Origin of the sequence: Petropleomorpha daqingensis (assembly GCF_013408985.1) — a bacterium.
Lineage (GTDB): Bacteria > Actinomycetota > Actinomycetes > Mycobacteriales > Geodermatophilaceae > Petropleomorpha > Petropleomorpha daqingensis.
Window position 1 is genome coordinate 1,575,379 of sequence record NZ_JACBZT010000001.1, and the last position, 19,222, is coordinate 1,594,600.

The window sequence follows — 19,222 nt, forward strand, 5'->3', positions numbered from 1 at the left end:
GCGGGTGACCGTCACCGTTCGCTACTTCGCCGGCGCGCGGGCGGCCGCCGGCGTCGACACCGAGAACCGCGACGCCGCGACGCTCGACGAGCTGGTCGGGCAGATCGTCGGCGACCACGGCGAGAAGCTGGAGCGGGTGCTGACCGCCTGCTCGTTCCTCGTCGACGGCACGACGACGCGCGACCGCTCGCTGTCCCTCGCACCGGGGACCGTCGTCGACGTCCTCCCTCCCTTCGCGGGAGGATGACCCCATGAGCGTCTGGGGCAGGGCCAAGGCCAAGTGGGACGAGCTGCTCGGACGCGCCGAGGAGCTCTACGGGGAGTCGCACGGGGACGCCGCCGCCGAGCTGCACGGCGAGGCCGTCCGCCTCGAGGGCGAGGTCGAGGAAGAGCGCGAAGAGGCCGAGGAGGCCGCCGAGGACTCCGCGCAGCGGCACGACGACGACGGCCTCGCCGGCGCCCGCTGACGTCCGCGTGCGTGCCGAACAGGTCACCGACCCGGTCGCCTACCACGGAGAAGGCCCCGTCTGGTCGTCCCGCTGGGGCGGCCTGCGCTGGGTCGACATGCTCGCCGGCGACGTCCTCGCGCTCGCCGACGACGGTGCGATCACCCGCACGCACGTCGGCGACGTCGCGGCGGCGCTGCGGCCGCGGCGGGACGGCGGCGCGGTCATCGGCGTCGAGCGCGGGTTCGCCCTCCAGGACGCCGACGGGTCCCTGACCACGTTGCCGCCGGTCTGGTCGGACCCGGGCGTGCGCATGAACGAGGGCGGCTGCGACCCCGACGGCCGGTTCTGGTGCGGCTCGATGGCCTACGACCAGCGTCCCGGCGGCGGCAGCCTCTACCGGCTCGACCCCGACGGCACGGTGGCGGTCGCCTTCGGCGGGGCGACCATCTCCAACGGCCTCGAGTGGAGCCCCGACGGGTCGCTGGCCTACTACAACGACACCCCGACCCACCAGATCGCCGTCTTCGACTACGCGCGCGAGAGCGGGCTGACCGGCCGGCGCACGTTCGTGCAGCTCGCCGACGACGAGAACCCCGACGGGCTCACGGTGGACGCCGAAGGCGGGGTGTGGATCGCGCTGTACGGCGCCGGCGCCGTCCACCGGTACACCCCCGACGGCCGGCTGGACGGCGTGGTCGAGGTCGCCGCGGAGAAGGTCACCGCCTGCACGTTCGGCGGCTCGCGGCTCGACCGGCTCTACATCACGACCTCGCGCGAGGACCTCCCGCCGGACGCCGATCCGCTGGCCGGCTCCCTCTTCGCGGTCGACCCCGGCGTCGCCGGCCGACCCGTGCGGGAGTTCGCCGGCTGAACCTGCTCGGAACGTGCCGTTTCCAGCGTCCAGGGGGACCATGAACGGCATGGCCCCTCTGGGGACCCCCGAGACGAGGGGGATCGCCGATGTGGCCCCGTGGCCCGACTGGGCCGCGGCGGCCGATGGTTCCCTCGCGTTCCTGCACGAGCAGCTGGGCTGGGACCTCTGGGCCGTGACCCGGATCGAGGGGGACGTGCAGGTCGTCCTGCACGCGTTCCCGCACGGCGCCGTCCCGCCGGGCGCGGCGCTGACCTGGGACGAGAGCTTCTGCAAGCAGATGGTCGAGGGTGCCGGTCCGCGCGTGGCGACGGTGACCGCCGCGATCCCCGCCTACGCGCGGTGCGCGACGGGGCTGGCGGCGGACGTGGCGGCCTACCTCGGCGTTCCGCTGGTCGGCCGGGACGGCGAGCTGTTCGGCACGCTCTGCGCGCTCGCCTACCGGGCGCAGCCGCTGAGCGCCGCCCGCGGCCTGGCCACCGTCGAGTTCGTCGCCCGGACGCTCAGCACGCTGCTCGCCGGCACCGCGGCGCACGTCTGACCGCCCAGCCGGATCCTGGGTGCGCCGCGGTCGCTGATCGCGAGGTGACCACCGCGTAGCGGTCCGGCGCACCGGGCCCGCCGCTCGCGCGCCGTGCGACGGGGTCCCGTCCAGGTCACGCTGGCGACGGCGTTGCAGCGTCGCGTCGTCGACCGGCCCCGGTGCCGTGGCCGCCCCTACCGGCCCGATCGATCCCGCGGAGAACCAGCGATGACCCGATCCGATGTCCCCTCCAGCGTCCGCGTCGAGGACGACGGCAAGCTCCTCGCCGAGGCCGACGTCTGCCCTGACGCCGAGCCCGGCGTGGTGCGCTCCGCCCTGCACGTCGAGGCGGGCCACCTGCCGCCGGGAACGCGTACCCGGCTCGTGGACGCCGTGCTGGAGCACCCCGCCGTCGAGGGCGCCGAGAAGCTGGTGGCGAGCATGCCGATCAGCGACAGCGAGATGCTCGGGCGGCTGCGTGAGCGCACCGACGAACTCGGCACGCGGGCGGCCGGAGCCACCAAGATCGTCGAGGCGCGCATCGAGAAGCCCTGATCAGGGGCAGGCGACCCACTCCTCCTCGCCGTCGGTGAAGACCTGCCGCTTCCAGATCGGCAGCCGCTTCTTCACCTCGTCGACGAGCTCGGCGCAGGCGGTGAACGCCTCGCCGCGGTGCGACGCGCTGACCGCGCAGGCCAGCGCCACGTCGCCGATGCCCAGCATGCCGACCCGGTGCGAGACGGCGACGGCGTGCAGGCCCGGCCGGGCGGCGAACTCAGCGGCGATCTCGGTGATCACGTCGGAGGCCGTGGGGTGGCCGACGTACTCGAGCTCGGTCACCGACCGCCCGCCGTCGTGGTCGCGGACGACGCCGGCGAAGGAGACGACGGCGCCGGCGGCCTTGTCGGCGACGGCGTCCTCGTGCTCGGCCACCGACAAGGGCTCGTCGACGACGCGGGCGATCTGCGGGCTCACGTCCTGGAAGGTACCCGTGGCTAGGACGCCGGCGGGACGTCGAGATCCGTGGGATCGGCCAGCCCCGAGCAGTCGACCTCGGTGACCTCGTGTGCGGCGAGGTACCGGCGGGCGCCCTCGTCGCCGGTCGCCGTCTCGATCACCCCGGCCCAGTGGTCGCGGCCGATCAGCACGGGGTGCCCGCGGACGCCGTCGTAGGTGGCGACGGCGAGCGCGTCCGGGGTGCCGTACCCGGCCATCCGCTCCAGCGCCGCCGGGGTCATGCCGGGCATGTCGACCAGCGTGATCAGCGCGGCGTCGATCCGCAGCGGCAACCCGCGCAGGCCCTCCAGACCGGTGCGCAGCGAGGAGGCCATGCCGGTCTCCCAGTCCTCGTTCGCCACCACGACCGCGTTGCCGAGCTGCGCCTGCCGCCACACGTCGACGGCCCGGGCGCCGAGGACGACGAGCACCGTGTCGCAGACGGCCTGCGCCGTCCCGACCGCCCGTTCCACGAGCAGGCTGCCGTCGTACTCGACGAGGGCCTTGGGCATGCCGTAGCGGCGCCCTCCTCCGGCGGCGAGGACGACGGCGGCGACGGTCACGGCCTCCACTCTCTCAGCGCTCGTAGACGGCGATCTCGGAGGCCTTCACCGTGGCCCAGACCGGCGAGCCAGGCGCGAGCTGCAGCTCGGCGAACGCGGTCGCGGTGACGTCGGCGACCAGGGACACCTCCCCCTCGAGGTCGCAGCGGACGGTCGCCCCGTACGGGGTCGCGCCGACCAGGTGCACCGGCCAGACGTTGCGCGGGCTGCCCTCGGGGCGGCTGAGGTACAGCGCGACCGATTCCGGCCGGACGGCGACGAAGACCGGCCCGTCGGCCTCCTCGGCGACGGCCACCACGCCGCCGTCGTCCAGGCGCACCGTCGTCCCCTCCGCCGTGCCGGGCAGCAGCGAGAGCCCGACCAGCCGGGCGACGTAGTCGGTCCGCGGCCGGCGGGCCACCTCCGCGGGCGTCCCCTCCTGCACGACGCGGCCGTCCTCGACGACGACGACCCGGTCGGCCAGCGCCATCGCGTCGACCGGGTCGTGGCTGACCAGCACCGTGCTGCCGGCGAACGCGGCCAGGTGCCGGCGCAGCTCGGCGCGCACGGTGAGGCGGGTGCGGGCGTCCAGCGCGGACAGCGGCTCGTCGAGCAGCAGCACCGCCGGGTCGGTGGCCAGCGCGCGGGCCAGGGCCGCCCGCTGCGCCTGGCCGCCGGAGAGCTGGCCGGGCTTGCTGGTGGCGAGGTCGCCCAGGCCCACGCGGGCCAGCCAGTCGGCGGCGCGGCGGCGGGCCTCGGCGTGCCGCATCCCCCGCGTGCGCAGCCCGAAGGCGACGTTCTCCAGCGCGGACAGGTGCGGGAACAGCAGGTAGTCCTGGAAGACCATGCCCACCCGGCGGCGGTGCGGCGGGACGTGGACGCCGTCGTCGTCCCACACGTCGCCGTCCACGGTGACCCGGCCGGTGTCCGGGGCGAGCAGCCCGGCGAGCACCCGCAGGAGGGTGGACTTGCCGGCGCCGTTGGGACCGAGGACGGCGAGGACCTCGCCGTCGGCGACGGCCAGGTCGAGGTCGACCGTGAGCTGTCCGCGGCGCACGGTCATGGTGACCGCCAGGCTCATGCCGCGGCGGCCCGTCCCAGCCAGCGCTCGCGAAGGAGCAAGAGCGTGGCCACGGACACGACCAACAGGATGAGGGACAGCACGATCGCCGCCTCGGGGTCGCTCTGCAGCGCGAGGTAGACCGACAGCGGCATCGTCTGCGTCGTCCCGGGGAAGTTGCCCGCGAAGGTGATGGTCGCGCCGAACTCGCCGAGCGCGCGGGCCCAGCAGAGGACGGCGCCGGCGGCGACGCCGGGGGAGACCAGCGGCAGCGTGACGCGGCGGAACGTCGTCCACCGGTCGGCGCCGAGGGTGGCGGCGGCGTCCTCGAAGCGGGCGTCGGCCGCGCGCAGCGCTCCCTCGACGCTGATCACGAGGAACGGCATCGCGACGAACGTCTCGGCGATGACGACGGCCAGCGTGGTGAACGGGATGGTGAAACCGGTCCACTCGTACAGCAGCCGGCCGAGGATGCCCTGCCGGCCGAGCACGAGGAACAGCGCGACGCCGCCGACCACCGGCGGCAGCACGAGGGGGACCGTGACCAGCGCGCGGAGCACCGACCGCCCGCGCATGCGGGTGCGGGCCAGCACCCAGGCGATGGGCACGCCGAGCACCATCGCGACCGCCGTGGCCAGCGTCGCGGTGACCAACGAGAGCCGCAGCGCCTCACCGACACCGGGCTCGGTGAGCCGCGCGCCGAGGTCGGACCAGGGCGCGCGGATCAGCAGGCCGAGCAGCGGCAGGACCAGGAACAGCGTGCCGATCGCGGCGGGGACGAGCAGGGGGAGCGGGACCCCGCCCTCGCGGGGACGGCTCACGGGTTGCGGAAGCCGGCGTCGGTGAGCGCCTTCTGCCCCTCGTCGGAGGTCACCAGGTCGACGAACGCCTTCGCCGCGTCGGGGTTGGGTGCCGCCTCGAGCACGCAGATCGGGTACTCGTTGACCGCCTGGTCGGCCTCGGGGAACTCGATGCCCTCGACCTGGTCGCCGGCCGCCTCGACGTCGGTGGCGTAGACCAGGGCGGCGTCGACCTCACCGAGCTGCACCTTGTTCAGCGCGGCCTTGACGTCGGTCTCCTCGGTGTCGGGCCGGGCGTTGATCCCGGCCGCCTGGAAGACCGTCTGCGCCGCGGCGCCGCACGGCACGGTCGGCGCGCAGACCGCCAGGGTCAGGTCGGCGTTCTCGAAGTCCTTCAGCCCGGTCACGTGGCCGGGGTTGCCCTTGGGGACGGCGATCTCCAGCACGTTCTCGGCGAAGATCTTCGGGTCGGCGCCCTGCAGCCCGGCGTCGGTGACGACCTTCATCTGCTTCTCGTTGGCGCTGGCGAAGACGTCGGCGGGGGCGCCCTGCGTGATCTGGGTGGCCAGGGCGTCGCTGCCGGCGAAGTTGAACTTCACGTCCAGCTCCGGGTTCTCCTTCATCAGCTGGTCGCCCAGATCGGTGAAGACGTCGGTGAGCGACGCGGCGGCGAAGACCGTGAGCGTGCCGGTGAGGTCGCCGCCGGAGGACTCCGCCGCCGAGGAGCGTCCCGAGGTCGAGGCGGCGTCGTTCGACGAGCCGCCGCAGGCGGTCAGGGCAAGCAGCGCCGCCGCGGGCAGCGCGAGCAGGGCACGCGTCCTCATCCGTCCTCCGTCTCCGCAAGTGCGGAGTGACAACACCAGACGGAACCGTACTTGCGCAAGAGTGACGGGCCGCAGGGCCGCTGTTACGGGATGTCGACGCTGACCTGGGTCGCCTTGACCGTGGCCACGGCCCGGACACCGACCTCGAGCCCGAGCTCGTCGGCGGCCTCGCGGGACATCAGCGAGACCACGCGGAACGGGCCGGCCTGGATCTCGACCTGCGCCATGACGGTGTCGCGAACCACCCGCGTGACGATGCCGGTCAGCCGGTTGCGGGCCGACGAGGACCGGGTGGTGCCGGGGTCGGGCGCCTCGTGCAGCTGCGTGGCCACCCGGGCGAGGTCCGAGCCGTCGACCACCGCCGGGCCACCGCCGTTGCGCCGAGCCGGCAGGCGGCCGCTGTCGATCCAGCGGCGCACCGTGTCGTCGCTGACGCCGAGCAGCTCGGCGGCCTCGGCGATGCGGTAGGTGGCGGCCACGCGCCAGACCCTAGACGGCGTTGTGGACGACGCCCCGCCGTCCACAGGCGCTCCGGCTCCTCGTCGGCACCGCTGGGCACCATGGCGCCATGACGCACGACCCGTGGCTCGCCGATCTCCTGCTCGACCGCACCGGCATGCTCTCCGACGCCGACATCGCGCAGGAGCTCGCGGCGACGCTGGCCGCGCGCGATCCGTCCCTGGCCGGCCACGGGATCGCGACGCAGGCGCTGCTGGACGCTCTCGACCAGAGCTGGGAACGCGGCTGGCAGCCGGCCGACGTCGTGCACAACGCCCGGCGGGCGCTCACGGCCGGGGCCGTGCCGCTGGCCGTCGCGCTGATCGGCGAGCACGCCCGGCGCAGCGACGCCGTGCTGCGCGCGCCCGACGCCTGGGTCGACCAGCTGCGCGAGCTGGGCGCGCTGGAGCCCGGGGACCCTGCCGTGGTGCACACCTGGCACCGGTCCGAGCGCCGGTCGGCGGCCGAGGCGTGGCGGATCGTGCTGCAGCTCGTCGGAGCGCTGCGCGGGGCGTTCCGGATCGAGACGCTGGTGCCACCGCCGTCGCAATGGGGTCCGCCGCGGTCGCGTCCGGCCGGGGAGCAGACGGCGGGCGACGAGCGCGTGCTGCGGCGGATCCGCGGGCTGCTGGCGAAGGCCGAGTCGACGGAGTTCCCGGAGGAGGCCGAGGCGCTGACCGCCAAGGCGCAGGAGCTGATGACCCGGTACGCGGTCGACGCCGCCCTGCTCGACACCGGGGCCTCGCCGTCCGACGGCGTCGGGACCCGGCGGGTGCACGTCGCCGACCCCTACGTGCGCGCCAAGATGCAACTCCTCGCCGCCGTCGCCGAGGCCAACGACGTCCGGCTGGTCTGGTACGCGAGCCTCGGGATCGCCAACCTCGTCGGCCTGCCGGCCGACGTGGCCGCCGTCGAGCTGCTGTTCACCTCGCTCCTGCTGCAGGTCGCGCAGGCGATGTCCGCGGCCGAGCGGGCGCAGGGACGGCGGTCTGCGTCCCGGTCGTTCCGGCGGTCCTTCCTGCTCGGCTACGCGCACCGGATCGGTGAGCGGCTGCAGACGGCGCGGCAGCGGGCCACCGCCGCGGCGGCCGCCGAGCACGGTGTCGATCTGCTGCCTGTGCTGCGGTCGCGGCGCGAGGCGGTGGGGAAGGCGACGGCCGAGCTCTTCCCGCGCGTGCGCAGCAGCCGGAGCAGGGCGTCGGTGGATGCCGGTGGCTGGTTCGCGGGCCGGGAGGCGGCCGAGCGCGCCGACGTGGGCCACCGCCGGTCCTCGCTGCGCTGACGTTCCCGCGGGAACGCCGCAACGCGCTGACCTGCACTCTTGTCGGCAGGCAGCGGTAGCGTTCGAACATGAGTTCGAGTGACAGAGATGTTCCGATCGAGGAGCTGGCGGCGGCGATCACGGCCGGTGCCGTTCGGCTGGCCGCGGCCACGGCGTCCTGGCTCCGGCTGGTCGCGGAGTTCGACGAGCGCGGCGGCTGGCAGGGCGTCGGCATCCGTTCGTGCGCCGAATGGCTGGCCTGGCAGTGCGGTCTCGGTCCCGGCGCGGCACGGGAGCACGTGCGCGTGGCCCGGGCGCTGCGCTCGCTGCGGGCGATCGACGCCGCGTTCGCGACCGGCCGGCTGTCCTACTCGAAGGTGCGGGCATTGACGCGTATCGCAGAACCCGGTTGCGAGGCCGCCCTCCTGGAGCTCGCACTCTCGGCGACCGCATCGCAGACCGAGCGGTTCTGCCGGACGTGGCGGCGCGTCGACGACGAGACGGCCGACCAACGGCGGCCCGAAGAGCGGCTGCTCTTCGAGTACACGACCGACGACGAGGGCTTCTTCACCCTGAGGGTGCGCGGTCCCGTCGACCAGGGCGCACCGATGATGGCCGCGATCGAGTCCCTCGCCGAGCGCGACGCCCGCCGCGAGCGCGCCCAGAACAAGAAGGCCGCCGCTGGGCACGAGCAGGTGCGCAGGGACGGCGGCGCGGTCGATCCGGACCTGGCCGAGCGATGCGCCGAGGACGCCGCCGTCGGATTGGCGCGCGAGCGCACGACCGCCCGCCGGATCACTGCGCTCACCGCACTCGCCGAGGCCCGCGCAGCGATGGACCGCCGCCCCGGCGACCCGCCTCGGCGCGAGGTCGTGGTCCACGTCGACGCCGACGTCCTGGCCGACGACACCGCCGCCGGCCGCGCGCACTACGAGGGCGGATCCGCGGTCACCGGCGCCCAGGCCCGGCGGCTGATGTGCGAGGCCAGCGTCGTCGCCATGCTCGAGAAGGGCCGAGAACCGCTCGCCGTCGGCCGGCGGCGCCGCCTCGCCACGAAGGCCCAGCGACGGGCTCTCCTGCGCCGCGACGGTGGCTGCGCCCGTCCTGGCTGTCCCGAGACGCGGCTGGAACGGTTGCACGCCCACCACCTGCGCCACTGGCTCTTCGGCGGACGCACCGACCTGGCCAACCTGGTCCTGCTGTGCGACAACGACCACGGTCTGGTCCACGACCAGGACCTCGTGATGAGCCGCCAGGACGGCCGACTCGTGGTCCTGGACGACGACGGTCGGCATGTCTGGGGCACCGCCGACGCGGCGTTCGCCGAAGGGCTCGCCGGGCTCGGAACCGACCCGGCGTCGCATCCCGCCTTCGTCGGCGTCCAGCCGTTCGACCAGGTCAGCGGGCGGCGCCCGGCTCCCCGCCGCCCTGCCCGTCCGTGCCGTCCTGCCGGTCGCCGCGACTCGGTCCGACCGGCGTCCCAGCGTCGGCGCATCGACCGCGTGCTCTTCCCCCACGGTGCACCGGACGACCTGCCCGACACGCTGCAGGAGCGCTACGACCGGATGGATCTCCGGTACGCCGTCAGCGTCCTCATGACCAATCGCGATCTCGCCCGGCGCCTCGCCGCCGAGACCGGGACCCCCGTCGACGACGTTCCCGCGGGAACGTCGGGTGCCGGACGGGGATGATGCCCGGGTGCCTCGGCTGCTGGTCGTCCACCACACGCCCTCGCCCGCTCTGCAGACCGTGCTGGAGGCGGTCAAGGAGGGAGCCGCGATGGTGGAGGAGGCGGAGCTCGTCCTGCGCCCGGCGCTGTCCGCCGGGGCTGCCGACCTGCTGGAGTGCGACGGCGTCCTGCTCGGGACGCCGGCCAACATCGGCTACATGTCGGGTGCGCTCAAGCACTTCTTCGACACCGTCTACTACCCCTGCCTCGATGCGACGGTCGGCCTGCCCTACGGCGTCTACGTGCACGGCAACGACGACACCGCCGGTGCGCTGAGGGCCATCGACACGATCACCGGGGGACTGAGGTGGAAGCAGGTGGCCGCCCCGCTCAGCCTGATCGGCACGCCTGGCAAGGACGAGCTCGAGGCGGTGCGGGAGCTGGCGGCCACGGTCGCCGTCAGCCTGTGACCCCTGGCGCGGTTTGCCCCGGATGACGCTCGGGCAGCCTGAGCCGGTGCCACCACGCCGCAGCGACGCCACCACGATCCGGAAGATCACCCACGACGTCCTCGGCTTCGACGACTTCCGCCCCGGCCAGGAGCGCGCGATGCGGGCAGTGGTCGGTGGGCGGGACACCCTCGCCGTCCTTCCCTCGGGCGCCGGGAAGTCGGCGATCTACCAGGTCGCCGGGCACCTGCTCGACGGTCCGGTCGTCGTCGTCTCCCCGCTCATCGCCCTGCAGCGCGACCAGGTCGACCGGCTGGAGGAGCTGCAGCCGGGCGCGGCCCACCACCTGAACTCCAGCATGTCCGCCGGCGACCAGCGGAAGGTCCTCGAGGGCCTGGCGGACGGAACGGTCCTCTACGTCTTCCTCGCCCCCGAGCAGCTGACCAAGCCCGAGGTCGTCGACGCCATCCGCGATGCCGGACCGGCGCTGTTCGTCGTCGACGAGGCCCACTGCGTGAGCGCCTGGGGCCACGACTTCCGCCCCGACTACCTGCGCCTCGGCGGCGTGATCGAGCAGCTCGGTCACCCGACCGTCCTCGCCCTCACCGCCACCGCAGCCCCTCCGGTCCGCGCCGAGATCGTCGAACGCCTCGAGATGCGCGACGCCGAGGTCGTGGTCGCCGGCTTCGACCGCCCGGAGATCCGCCTCGAGGTCGACGCGCAGCCCGATGCGCACGGCAAGCGGGAGGCGGTCCTCGACCGCGTGCTCCAGCTCGTGGGCGACGGGCAGAAACCCGGCATCGTCTACAGCGCCACCCGCAAGGGCACCGAGGACCTCGCCGAGGCGCTGACCGAGCGCGGTCTGCGTGCCACGGCCTACCACGCCGGGGTGCGCGCCGCCGAGCGCGACGAGCGGCAGGAGGCCTTCATGGCCGACGAGCTCGACGTCGTCGTCGCCACCACCGCCTTCGGCATGGGCATCGACAAGCCCGACGTCCGGTTCGTCGTCCACGCCGAGCCGGCCGACTCGATCGACAGCTACTACCAGGAGATCGGCCGGGCCGGCCGCGACGGGCAGCCGGCGCTCGCCGTCCTGGTCTACCGGCAGGAGGACCTCGGGCTGCGTCGCTTCTTCGCCGCCGGCATCCCCGCCGAGCAGGAGCTGCAGCAGGTCGCCGGTCTGGTGCAGGCGGCCCAGGCAGCGGGCATCGAGGACGGCGTCGACGTCAAGGACCTGCGCGAGGAGACCGGCCGGGGCGCCACCCCGCTCGCCCGCGACCTCAACCTGCTCGAGCAGGTGTCCGCCGTCGTCCTCGACGAGGAGGGCGCCGCGCACCCCGCGGAGGGCGCCCCGAAGCCGTCCGAGGCCGCAGCGGCCGCCCGCGAGCTGGCCGAGCACCACGAGCGGGTCGACCAGAGCCGTGTCGAGATGATGCGCGGCTACGCCGAGACCACCGAGTGCCGGCGCCAGTTCCTCCTCGGCTACTTCGGCGAACAGCTCGACCAGCCGTGCGGCAACTGCGACAACGACACCCGCGCGGCCGAGAACGGGCAGCCGCAGCCGGCCGCCCCACCCGTGGACACCCCCTTCCCGGTCGAGACGCCGGTCGAGCACGCCGAGTGGGGTCCCGGCGTGGTCATGCGGGTCGAGGACGACCGCCTCGTCGTCCTCTTCGACGAGGTCGGCTACAAGACGCTCGCGCTCGCCGCGGTGCTCGAGCACGGCCTGCTGAAGCCGCGGCCCGCCTGAGCCGAGCCGCCGGTCACGCCCTGCAGAGAGGAACCACCCCGTGAAGGTCCTGGGCATCAACGCCATCTACCACGACCCGGCGGCCGCGCTCGTGGTCGACGGCAGGGTCGTGGCCGCGGCGGAGGAGGAGCGCTTCAGCCGGCGCAAGCACGGCAAGCGCCCGCTGCCGTGGAGCGCGTGGGAGCTGCCCGAGCTCTCCGCGGCGTGGTGCCTGAAGGAGGCCGGCATCCGGCCCGAGGAGCTCGACGCCGTCGCCTACTCCTTCGACCCCGCGCTCATGGGGACGCCGGAGGACTCCGGGCTGTTCGACGACGGCGACACGATGCGCAAGAAGTACGCCGAGATGGCCCCGGACTTCCTCGCCCACGCCCTGCCCGGTCTCGACCCGGCCCAGGTCCGCTTCGTGAAGCACCACGTCGCGCACGCGGCGTCGGCCGGGCTGGCCGCGCCGCAGCGCGACAACGCCGTCCTCGTCCTCGACGGGCGCGGCGAGGCGCACAGCCACCTGTCCGGCCGCTACGTCGACGGGCAGCTGGAGATCCTCGCCGGCCAGGCGCTCCCCCACTCGCTCGGCCTGATGTACGAGGAGCTCACCGAGCACCTCGGCTTCCTGCGCAGCTCCGACGAGTTCAAGGTCATGGCGATGGCGAGCTACGGCAAGCCGCGGTTCCTGGGCGAGGTCTCCGAGCTCATCCGCGCGACCGGCGACGGCGGCTTCGTCACCGAGACGATCGACTTCTCCGACTTCGCCCCCCGTCTCGGCAAGGACGAGCGCTGGACCGAGGACCACGCCGACCTGGCTGCCAGCGTCCAGACGCGGCTGGAGGAGGTGCTGGTCGAGCTGGCCCGCTGGCTGCACGCGCAGACCGGTGACCGGGTGCTCACCATGGCCGGCGGGACGGCGCTCAACTGCGTGGCCAACACGCGGATCCTCGCCGAGACCCCGTTCGAGGAGGTCTGGGTGCAGCCGGCCGCCGGGGACGCCGGGACGGCGCTCGGCGGCGCCCTGCACGTGGCCCACGAGCTGGGCGAACGCACCGAGCCGATGCCCGGGGCCGCGCTCGGCCGCGGCTGGACCGACGAGCAGATCGAGACCTGGCTGCAGACCGCCGCGATCGACTACGAGCGGCCGGACGACGTCGCCGAGGCCGTGGCGGAGGTCCTCGCCGACAACGGCATCGTCGCGTGGTTCCAGGGCCGCAGCGAGTACGGCCCCCGGGCGCTCGGCCACCGGTCGCTGCTCGCCCACCCCGGCTTCGAGGCCAACCTCGAGCGGATGAACGACGTCAAGGGCCGCGAGCAGTTCCGCCCGGTCGCGCCGATGGTGCTGCTGGAGCGGGCGCCCGAGATCTTCAGCCGCGGCCCGATCCCCTCGCCGTACATGCTCTTCGTGCACGACGTCGCGCCGGAGTGGAAGGACCGGATCCCCACCGTCACCCACGTGGACGGCACGGCGCGGATCCAGACCATCGACCCCGAGACCGAGCCCCTCGTGCACCGCATGATCGCGGCGTTCGAGCGGCGCACCGGGCTGCCGGTCGTGGTCAACACCAGCCTGAACACCGCGGGGCGCCCGATGGTCGACGACCCCCGCGACGCCCTCGAGTGCTTCGGCTCGGCGCCGGTCGACCTGCTGGCCATCGGCCCGTTCGTCGTCCGCCGTCCGAAGCCCACGTCGCGCTGACACACCCGACCCGGTACTGAACCGCAGGCCAGAGGGCTGCCGAACATCGGTTGTGCGCTACACGGACGGGTGAGATCCGTTTCCACGCAACACATCTGCGGGTAGCGCACGGCCGGACCGCCGAGTCGTGGCGGAGGACTGATCTTCTGGAGGACACGAGATGACCGCTTCGGCGGACAACACCAGCACCGGGGCCAGGCCCTGGCCGCAGATCCTCGCGCTCGTCTTCGGCGCGGTGTACCTGCTGGTCGGGATCGTCGGCTTCTTCGTCACCGGCTTCGACAACTTCGCCGACAACAGCCAGCACGAGATGCTGCTGTTCTTCATGATCAACCCGCTGCACAACGTCGTGCACATCGTGATCGGCCTCGCCGGCCTGCTCCTCGCGCGCACCCTGACCGGTGCCCGCACCTACGGCTGGCTGCTCGCGGTGGGCTACGCCGCGGCCTTCGTCTACGGCCTGATCGCCGTCGGCGAGAGCTGGGACTTCCTGAACATCAACGCCGCCGACAACGTGCTGCACATCCTCACCGCGGTCGTCGGCCTGGTCATCGCGCTCGCCCCCGTGCGCACCGCGACGGCCGCTCGCACCGCCTGATCCACCCGCACGACCGGTCCGGCCGGTTCCGCAACGAAAACGTGCGCGGAACCGGCCGGATCCATGTGTGAAACCGTCGATCCTGGGAAAGCGGCGCGGCACGGGTGACCCGGCAGGGAGGGACGACGCCCGTCCGGACCCCGAGGGGGCGGCCATGGACGACGATCCCGTCCTCCGCGCGCTGGCGGAGGCGCTGGAGCGGGACGACCCGCAGCTGGCTGCGCTGCTGCGCGCCGGGCCTACCCAGCACGTGCGCCGCGTCCTCGCCGCACCGGCGCGGCCGGCCGCTCCTCCTGGGGATCGTCCCCGCTACCGCCGCCGGCCGCCCGGCTGGGTGCTCTGGCTGGGGTGCGCGCTGGCCGCCGGGCTCGTCGTCCTCGCCAGCATCCCGCTCGGCCTGGCCGCCTTCGGCGTGCTCGGCATCGTGCTGCTCATGCTCTCGCCGCTGGTCGCCTGCCTCTGGTGCGCCACCATCGACGAGATGCGCCCACCGGAGCGGCCGGCCGGATCCTGACCCCGCTGCGCCGGGCATCGGCGGGGCGTTTACGTTGCGGTCATGGACTTCGCCCTGTCGGCACGCGCCGAGGACGTCTGCGGCCGCATGTGGGACTTCATGCGCGAGAGCGTCTTCCCCGCCGAACCGGTCTACGACGAGTGGCGGGCCGCCCGCGGCCACGACAACCACGAGCACCCGCCGGTCCTCGAGGAGCTGAAGGCCGACGCGCGCAAGCGCGGGCTGTGGAACCTGTTCCACCACGAGCTCGGCGGGATGTCCAACCTCGAGTACGCCTCGGTCGCCGAGATCATGGGCTGGTCGCCGACCCTCGCGCCCGAGGCCACCAACTGCGGGGCGCCGGACACCGGCAACATGGAGACGCTCATGCTGTTCGGCACGCCCGAGCAGAAGGAGCGCTGGCTGGAGCCGCTGCTCGAGGGCGAGATCCGCTCCGGCTTCGCCATGACCGAGCCCGACGTCGCCTCCTCCGACGCCCGCAACATCCAGACCTCGATCGTCCGGGACGGCGACGAGTACGTGATCAACGGGCGCAAGTGGTGGACGACGGGCGCCGCCGACGAGCGCTGCCAGATCTTCATCGTCATGGGCAAGACCGACCCCGACGGCCCGGCCCACCGCCAGCAGTCGATGGTGCTGGTCCCCCGCGACACCCCCGGTCTCGAGATCGTCCGGCACCTGCCGGTGTTCGGCTACCAGGACCAGCACGGGCACAGCGAGCTGCGCTTCACCGACGTCCGCGTCCCCGTCTCGAACATCCTCGCCGGCGAGGGCGACGGCTTCATGATCGCCCAGGCCCGGCTCGGCCCCGGCCGCATCCACCACTGCATGCGCGCCATCGGCATGGCCGAGCGGGCGCTCGCGCTCATGGTGGAGCGGTCGAAGGCGCGTGTCGCCTTCGGCCGTCCGCTCGCCGAGCAGGGCACCGTCCGCGAGCAGATCGCCCTGTCCCGCATCGAGATCGACCAGGCCCGCCTGCTCACGCTGAAGACCGCCGACCTCATCGACAAGTACGGCGCCAAGGGCGCCCGCACCGAGATCGCCGCGATCAAGGTGGCCGCGCCGAAGGTGTGCCTCGACGTCATCGACCGCGCGATCCAGATCCACGGCGGGGCCGGGGTCAGCGACGACACCCGGCTGGCGCGGATGTGGGCCAGCGCCCGCACGCTGCGGATCGTGGACGGTCCCGACGCCGTCCACATCCGGTCGGTGGCCCGCGAGGAGCTGAACCGGGAGCGCCCCTACTCCAGCTGAAACCGGCGCAGCGATCCGCCCCTCGGGGCCCCGACGTGCGGGATCATCCCGGGCGGACGGGAGCGGAGGGATGACGTCGTGCTGAACCCTGGCGCCGTCTTCGCCGGCTACCGCATCGAGGGGCTGATCGGCGAGGGCGGCATGGGCGCGGTCTACCTCGCCCGGCACCCGAGGCTGCCGCGGTACGACGCGCTCAAGGTGCTGCACCCCCGGCTGACCACCGAGTCCTCCTACGCCAGCCGCTTCGAGCGCGAGGCCGACGCCGCCGCCCAGCTCTCCCACCCCTCGGTCGTCGCCGTCTACGACCGGGGCATGGAGGGCGACCAGCTGTGGATCAGCATGCAGTACGTCCGCGGCACCGACGCCGCGGCGGAGCTGCGCATGCACGGGCCCATGTCGCTGCGGCGGGCGGTCGCCGTCGTCAGCGCCGTGGCCGACGCGCTCGACCACGCGCACGCGCACGGCCTGGTGCACCGCGACGTCAAGCCGGACAACATCCTGCTCACCCCGACCGACACCGGCGGCGAGCGGGCGATGCTCACCGACTTCGGCATCGCCTCGGTGACCGGCCACACCGCGCTGACCAGCACCGGCTCGTTCGTCGCCACGATGGCCTACGCCCCGATCGAGCAGCTGGAGGGCCGCGGGGTCGACGCCCGCACCGACGTCTACGCCCTCGGCGCCGTCCTGTTCGAGCTGCTCACCGGCGTGCGCCCGTTCGCCGACCTCGGCATCGAGGCGGTCTACGCGGCGAAGATCCGCGGCGAGGTCCCCGACCTGGCGCCCCTGCGGCCCGATCTCCCGGACGCCGTCGGCGCCGTCGTCCGCCGGGCCATGGCCGGTCAGCCGCAGGCGCGCTACGCCACCTGCGGCGAGCTGGCCGAGGCGCTGCGGCTGGCGGCCGCACCTCCGGCTCCACCGCCGCCTCCCCCGACGGCGCCCCAGCCGCAGCAGCAACCGGCTCCGGACGGCGCCACCCGCGTCGCCCCGCCCGTCGGACCGCAGCCGTCGGTGCCGGTCCCGCCGCCGTCGTGGCAGACCGGCCCGGTCCCGCCGCCCCGCCGCCGGTCCCGCACCGGGCTGATCGTCGGGGCGCTGCTGCTCGTGCTGGTCGTGGCCGGCGGCATCGTCACGTTCGTGCTGCTCGGCGGCGGACCGGGCACCCCGGCGGCGCTGAAGGCCACCACCGCCGACGGCGAGGTGCACCTCCGGTGGGACGCGGTGCGCGGGGCCGACCGCTACGAGATCACCCGCGACGGCACGCGGCTGACCGACACCGACGCGACCCGCTACACCGACGCCTCGGTGGAGGGCGGCGTCCGCTACCGCTACCAGGTCACCGCGGTCACCGGCTCCGGCGACCGGTCGGAGCCGGCGTCGTTCGCGCCGATCACCGCCGCGATCGGCGCACCGCGGATCTCCCGGCCCGCCGTCGACGGGCTGGCGGTCACGCTGACCTGGACCGCCGTGCCCGGCGCCGAGCACTACGAGGTCGCCCGGGAGGGGACCGCGCTCGACCGGGTCAGCGGCACCACGTACACCGACCGGCAGGCGCCGGTCGGCCGCGTCCGCTACCAGGTGAAGGCCGTGGACGAGGACGGCGAGGGCGGCTCGTCGTCGGCCAGCGCGGTTGCCGACGTCGAGCCGTGGGCAGGTATCCAGCCCGTGGCGTCGGCACTCCCGTCGCTGGTCCCGGCAGCCCCCGACCAGAACCTCGACACGCCGGTCGGCACGCACAGCTGCGTGGTCGGCGACGTCAGCGGGACCCAGGCGGTGGAAGGGATCGACTGCACCTTCGACAACGGGATCAAGGCCTTCATCAACCGGTTCCCGGACGCGGCGACGCTGGCCGACGTCGTCCAGTTCTACAACTACGGGAACGGGCAGGTGATCACGACGTGGTCCTGCGACCAGAAGACGCAGGGCAACTTCACCCAGTGGACCAACCCCAGCGACGGGACGCCGTTCGAGCTGCTCACGTTCGTCGACAAGGACCTCGCGTTGTTCAACGTGTACGTGACCTGGTCGGCCGACCACACGGTCGACGACCTGTACAACACGTTCTTCCTCTCGGGCATCACGTGCTCGTGACGCCCGGCTGACGACATGGACGGCGGCGGCGCTCCCGAACCCACGACCCGGCGGCGGTCCCGCGGTCCCGGTGGCGTGCTGGCCGCCGCCGTGGCGCTCGTGCTCGTCTTCGTCGCCGTCCGGCTGACCTCGTCGCCCGCCCCCGTGCAGGAGCACGACCGGACCGACCCGAGCCCCCCGGTGCGGACCCATCCGGTCGAGTTCTTCGACATCGCGACCCGCGGCACGCTCGCCGACGACGCGGCCTGGGTGTCGGGTGTCGCGTCGATCCCCGCCGTCTCCGGGTTGCCGGCCGAGCGGCACGTGACGCTCGCGACCGACGCGCCCGAGGAGCGGATCGCCTTCGTCCTCGGCCGCGACAGCGACCAGACGGTGGCAGCCTGGCTCGTCGGGCCCTCCGGGGCGCCCCCCGAGCAGATGACCCTCGCGACCGCGCCGTTCGCGGTCAGCGGCTGGGACCCGGTCGCGCTGTGGGACGTGCCGCCCGCGCAGTGGACGGGAGGCCTACTGGTCGTCGTCGGGCACCCGGGCGACCAGATCTCCTTCCTGCTGGGGCGCGCGGTCACCGCCGGTGGCGAGGTGGAGCGCGTCGCCAACCGGCTGCCGGTCACCGACGGCATCTCCGTCGCGCCCGTCGGCCCGCCGCCGGCCCCCTCGGGCACCCTCGTGCTGGTCGACGCCGACTCCATCGGCGGCTGGCGGACCTCCCCGGTGCTCAGCGACCGGGCCCGGGCGATCGCCGAGGCGCCGGTGCAGCCCGCCGATCCGCGGCAGCTGCGGGGCTCGGTCGACGAGGGCCGGCTGCAGTCGCTGCTGCGCGACATGGTCGCCGCCTACGGCATCCCGGCGTCGATGATCTCGCCGGTGCTGCTCGCGACCGGACCGATCGGGGACGGCGGCGACCAGGCGGTCCTCGTCGGGGCCACGCTGCCGACCGGTGCGACCGTGGCCTGGCTCGGGGTGGCCGGGAGCGGCCAGGGCGATCCGCTGATCCGCGTGGTCCGCACGGTCCCCGCGGCGTCGGGCACGGCCCTGCTGGACAGGGTGATCGCCGTCCCGGCGGGCTGGGCGGTGTCGCGGCTCCCGCTACCCCCGGGAAACGGGCCGCCCGGCTGGCTGGTGGTCAGCGGTCCCCGGAACGGGACGACGGCCGAGGCGCTCGCCGCGAACGGCAACACCCTGGGGAGCTTCCCCCTGATCGCCGGCGCCGGCGTGGGCGCGGTGGCGCCCGGCACGGTCGGGATCCGCGTCCTCGACGCCAGCGGCGTCGACCTCGGCGACGGGCCGCTCGCCGAACTGCCGGGCTGAGCTCAGCGCAGGGACGGAGCCTCGGGCGCGGCAACGCTGGCGCGCCCGAGGACGGCGACCTCTCCCACGTCGTCGGGGGAG

The 19,222-nt window shown here is 74.0% G+C and carries 21 protein-coding genes and 1 pseudogene; 15 read left to right on the forward strand and 7 right to left on the reverse strand.

Annotated elements, in window-relative coordinates; all coding sequences use genetic code 11:
* The first annotated feature begins 4 nt into the window (after positions 1-4).
* The 5 genes from GGQ55_RS07870 (at position 5) to GGQ55_RS07890 (ending at position 2,398) form a co-directional block, all read left to right on the forward strand.
* A complete protein-coding gene (locus GGQ55_RS07870; RefSeq protein WP_179715887.1) occupies positions 5-247 on the forward strand; it encodes a MoaD/ThiS family protein in 243 nt (80 codons plus the stop codon).
* Between the two features lie 4 nt (positions 248-251).
* On the forward strand, positions 252-467 hold the full coding sequence (locus tag GGQ55_RS07875) for a hypothetical protein (RefSeq protein WP_179715888.1): 216 nt from the start codon (positions 252-254) through the stop codon (positions 465-467).
* A 7-nt stretch (positions 468-474) separates the two neighbouring features.
* Positions 475-1,320: an SMP-30/gluconolactonase/LRE family protein gene (locus tag GGQ55_RS07880; protein WP_179715889.1), complete on the forward strand. Its 846-nt coding sequence runs from the start codon at positions 475-477 to the stop codon at positions 1,318-1,320.
* 49 nt (positions 1,321-1,369) lie between these two features.
* Positions 1,370-1,861, forward strand: coding sequence for a GAF domain-containing protein (locus GGQ55_RS07885; protein WP_179715890.1), 492 nt, complete (start codon positions 1,370-1,372; stop codon positions 1,859-1,861).
* 210 nt (positions 1,862-2,071) lie between these two features.
* Positions 2,072-2,398, forward strand: a complete 327-nt coding sequence (locus tag GGQ55_RS07890; protein WP_179715891.1) for a hypothetical protein — start codon at positions 2,072-2,074, stop codon at positions 2,396-2,398.
* On the opposite strand, the gene GGQ55_RS07895 is transcribed toward GGQ55_RS07890, so the two are convergent.
* From GGQ55_RS07895 to GGQ55_RS28255, 7 genes and pseudogenes are all read right to left on the reverse strand, one after another.
* Positions 2,399-2,818 (reverse strand): molybdenum cofactor biosynthesis protein MoaE, encoded by a 420-nt coding sequence (locus GGQ55_RS07895; protein WP_179715892.1) that lies wholly within the window; start codon positions 2,816-2,818, stop codon positions 2,399-2,401.
* 20 nt (positions 2,819-2,838) lie between these two features.
* On the reverse strand, positions 2,839-3,402 hold the full coding sequence (locus tag GGQ55_RS07900; protein ID WP_366488977.1) for a nucleotidyltransferase family protein: 564 nt from the start codon (positions 3,400-3,402) through the stop codon (positions 2,839-2,841).
* Between the two features lie 13 nt (positions 3,403-3,415).
* Positions 3,416-3,871 (reverse strand): TOBE domain-containing protein, encoded by a 456-nt coding sequence (locus GGQ55_RS28710; RefSeq protein WP_436277842.1) that lies wholly within the window; start codon positions 3,869-3,871, stop codon positions 3,416-3,418.
* A 120-nt stretch (positions 3,872-3,991) separates the two neighbouring features.
* A pseudogene (locus tag GGQ55_RS28715) lies at positions 3,992-4,429 on the reverse strand (ATP-binding cassette domain-containing protein); the annotation flags it as partial.
* Between the two features lie 29 nt (positions 4,430-4,458).
* Entirely contained in the window at positions 4,459-5,262 is an 804-nt protein-coding gene (locus tag GGQ55_RS07910; protein ID WP_366488979.1) for an ABC transporter permease, read from the reverse strand.
* Positions 5,259-6,065, reverse strand: a complete 807-nt coding sequence (gene modA / locus GGQ55_RS07915; protein WP_179715895.1) for a molybdate ABC transporter substrate-binding protein — start codon at positions 6,063-6,065, stop codon at positions 5,259-5,261. The genes GGQ55_RS07910 and modA overlap by 4 nt, the downstream gene beginning before the upstream one ends.
* A gap of 83 nt (positions 6,066-6,148) precedes the next feature.
* Complete coding sequence (locus GGQ55_RS28255; protein ID WP_179715896.1) at positions 6,149-6,544, reverse strand: TOBE domain-containing protein; 396 nt, start codon at positions 6,542-6,544, stop codon at positions 6,149-6,151.
* A gap of 89 nt (positions 6,545-6,633) precedes the next feature.
* Between GGQ55_RS28255 and GGQ55_RS07925 the strand changes: the two genes are divergently transcribed.
* The 10 genes from GGQ55_RS07925 (at position 6,634) to GGQ55_RS07970 (ending at position 19,141) form a co-directional block, all read left to right on the forward strand.
* Entirely contained in the window at positions 6,634-7,845 is a 1,212-nt protein-coding gene (locus GGQ55_RS07925) for a DUF2786 domain-containing protein (protein WP_179715897.1), read from the forward strand.
* Between the two features lie 68 nt (positions 7,846-7,913).
* On the forward strand, positions 7,914-9,515 hold the full coding sequence (locus tag GGQ55_RS07930) for an HNH endonuclease signature motif containing protein (protein WP_179715898.1): 1,602 nt from the start codon (positions 7,914-7,916) through the stop codon (positions 9,513-9,515).
* A gap of 7 nt (positions 9,516-9,522) precedes the next feature.
* Positions 9,523-9,963: a flavodoxin family protein gene (locus tag GGQ55_RS07935; RefSeq protein ID WP_179715899.1), complete on the forward strand. Its 441-nt coding sequence runs from the start codon at positions 9,523-9,525 to the stop codon at positions 9,961-9,963.
* A 46-nt stretch (positions 9,964-10,009) separates the two neighbouring features.
* The gene (locus GGQ55_RS07940) at positions 10,010-11,692 is read left to right on the forward strand and encodes a RecQ family ATP-dependent DNA helicase (protein ID WP_366488982.1); all 1,683 of its coding nucleotides are present in this window, start codon (positions 10,010-10,012) and stop codon (positions 11,690-11,692) included.
* A gap of 40 nt (positions 11,693-11,732) precedes the next feature.
* Positions 11,733-13,376 carry a carbamoyltransferase family protein gene (locus GGQ55_RS07945; protein ID WP_179715901.1) on the forward strand — a complete coding sequence of 548 codons (1,644 nt, stop codon included), beginning with the start codon at positions 11,733-11,735 and terminating at the stop codon, positions 13,374-13,376.
* Positions 13,377-13,536: 160 nt separating this feature from the next.
* Positions 13,537-13,974 (forward strand): DUF4383 domain-containing protein, encoded by a 438-nt coding sequence (locus tag GGQ55_RS07950; RefSeq protein WP_179715902.1) that lies wholly within the window; start codon positions 13,537-13,539, stop codon positions 13,972-13,974.
* A gap of 154 nt (positions 13,975-14,128) precedes the next feature.
* On the forward strand, positions 14,129-14,488 hold the full coding sequence (locus GGQ55_RS07955) for a hypothetical protein (protein WP_179715903.1): 360 nt from the start codon (positions 14,129-14,131) through the stop codon (positions 14,486-14,488).
* 42 nt (positions 14,489-14,530) lie between these two features.
* Positions 14,531-15,742: an acyl-CoA dehydrogenase family protein gene (locus tag GGQ55_RS07960; protein ID WP_179715904.1), complete on the forward strand. Its 1,212-nt coding sequence runs from the start codon at positions 14,531-14,533 to the stop codon at positions 15,740-15,742.
* A 78-nt stretch (positions 15,743-15,820) separates the two neighbouring features.
* Positions 15,821-17,833: a protein kinase domain-containing protein gene (locus tag GGQ55_RS07965; protein ID WP_179715905.1), complete on the forward strand. Its 2,013-nt coding sequence runs from the start codon at positions 15,821-15,823 to the stop codon at positions 17,831-17,833.
* Positions 17,834-17,908: 75 nt separating this feature from the next.
* The gene (locus tag GGQ55_RS07970) at positions 17,909-19,141 is read left to right on the forward strand and encodes a hypothetical protein (RefSeq protein WP_179715906.1); all 1,233 of its coding nucleotides are present in this window, start codon (positions 17,909-17,911) and stop codon (positions 19,139-19,141) included.
* Positions 19,142-19,222 lie beyond the last annotated feature (81 nt).

What these genes read in the sequence shown, in the direction of transcription:
- GGQ55_RS07925 (WP_179715897.1), top strand. Translation starts at nt 6,634, where the DNA reads ATGACGCACGACCCGTGGCTCGCCGATCTCCTGCTCGACCGCACCGGC.
- GGQ55_RS07955 (WP_179715903.1), top strand. Translation starts at nt 14,129, where the DNA reads ATGGACGACGATCCCGTCCTCCGCGCGCTGGCGGAGGCGCTGGAGCGG.
- modA (WP_179715895.1), bottom strand. Translation starts at nt 6,065, where the DNA reads ATGAGGACGCGTGCCCTGCTCGCGCTGCCCGCGGCGGCGCTGCTTGCC.
- GGQ55_RS28710 (WP_436277842.1), bottom strand. Translation starts at nt 3,871, where the DNA reads ATGGCGCTGGCCGACCGGGTCGTCGTCGTCGAGGACGGCCGCGTCGTG.
- GGQ55_RS07885 (WP_179715890.1), top strand. Translation starts at nt 1,370, where the DNA reads ATGGCCCCTCTGGGGACCCCCGAGACGAGGGGGATCGCCGATGTGGCC.
- GGQ55_RS07875 (WP_179715888.1), top strand. Translation starts at nt 252, where the DNA reads ATGAGCGTCTGGGGCAGGGCCAAGGCCAAGTGGGACGAGCTGCTCGGA.
- GGQ55_RS07950 (WP_179715902.1), top strand. Translation starts at nt 13,537, where the DNA reads ATGACCGCTTCGGCGGACAACACCAGCACCGGGGCCAGGCCCTGGCCG.
- GGQ55_RS07890 (WP_179715891.1), top strand. Translation starts at nt 2,072, where the DNA reads ATGACCCGATCCGATGTCCCCTCCAGCGTCCGCGTCGAGGACGACGGC.
- GGQ55_RS07930 (WP_179715898.1), top strand. Translation starts at nt 7,914, where the DNA reads ATGAGTTCGAGTGACAGAGATGTTCCGATCGAGGAGCTGGCGGCGGCG.
- GGQ55_RS07960 (WP_179715904.1), top strand. Translation starts at nt 14,531, where the DNA reads ATGGACTTCGCCCTGTCGGCACGCGCCGAGGACGTCTGCGGCCGCATG.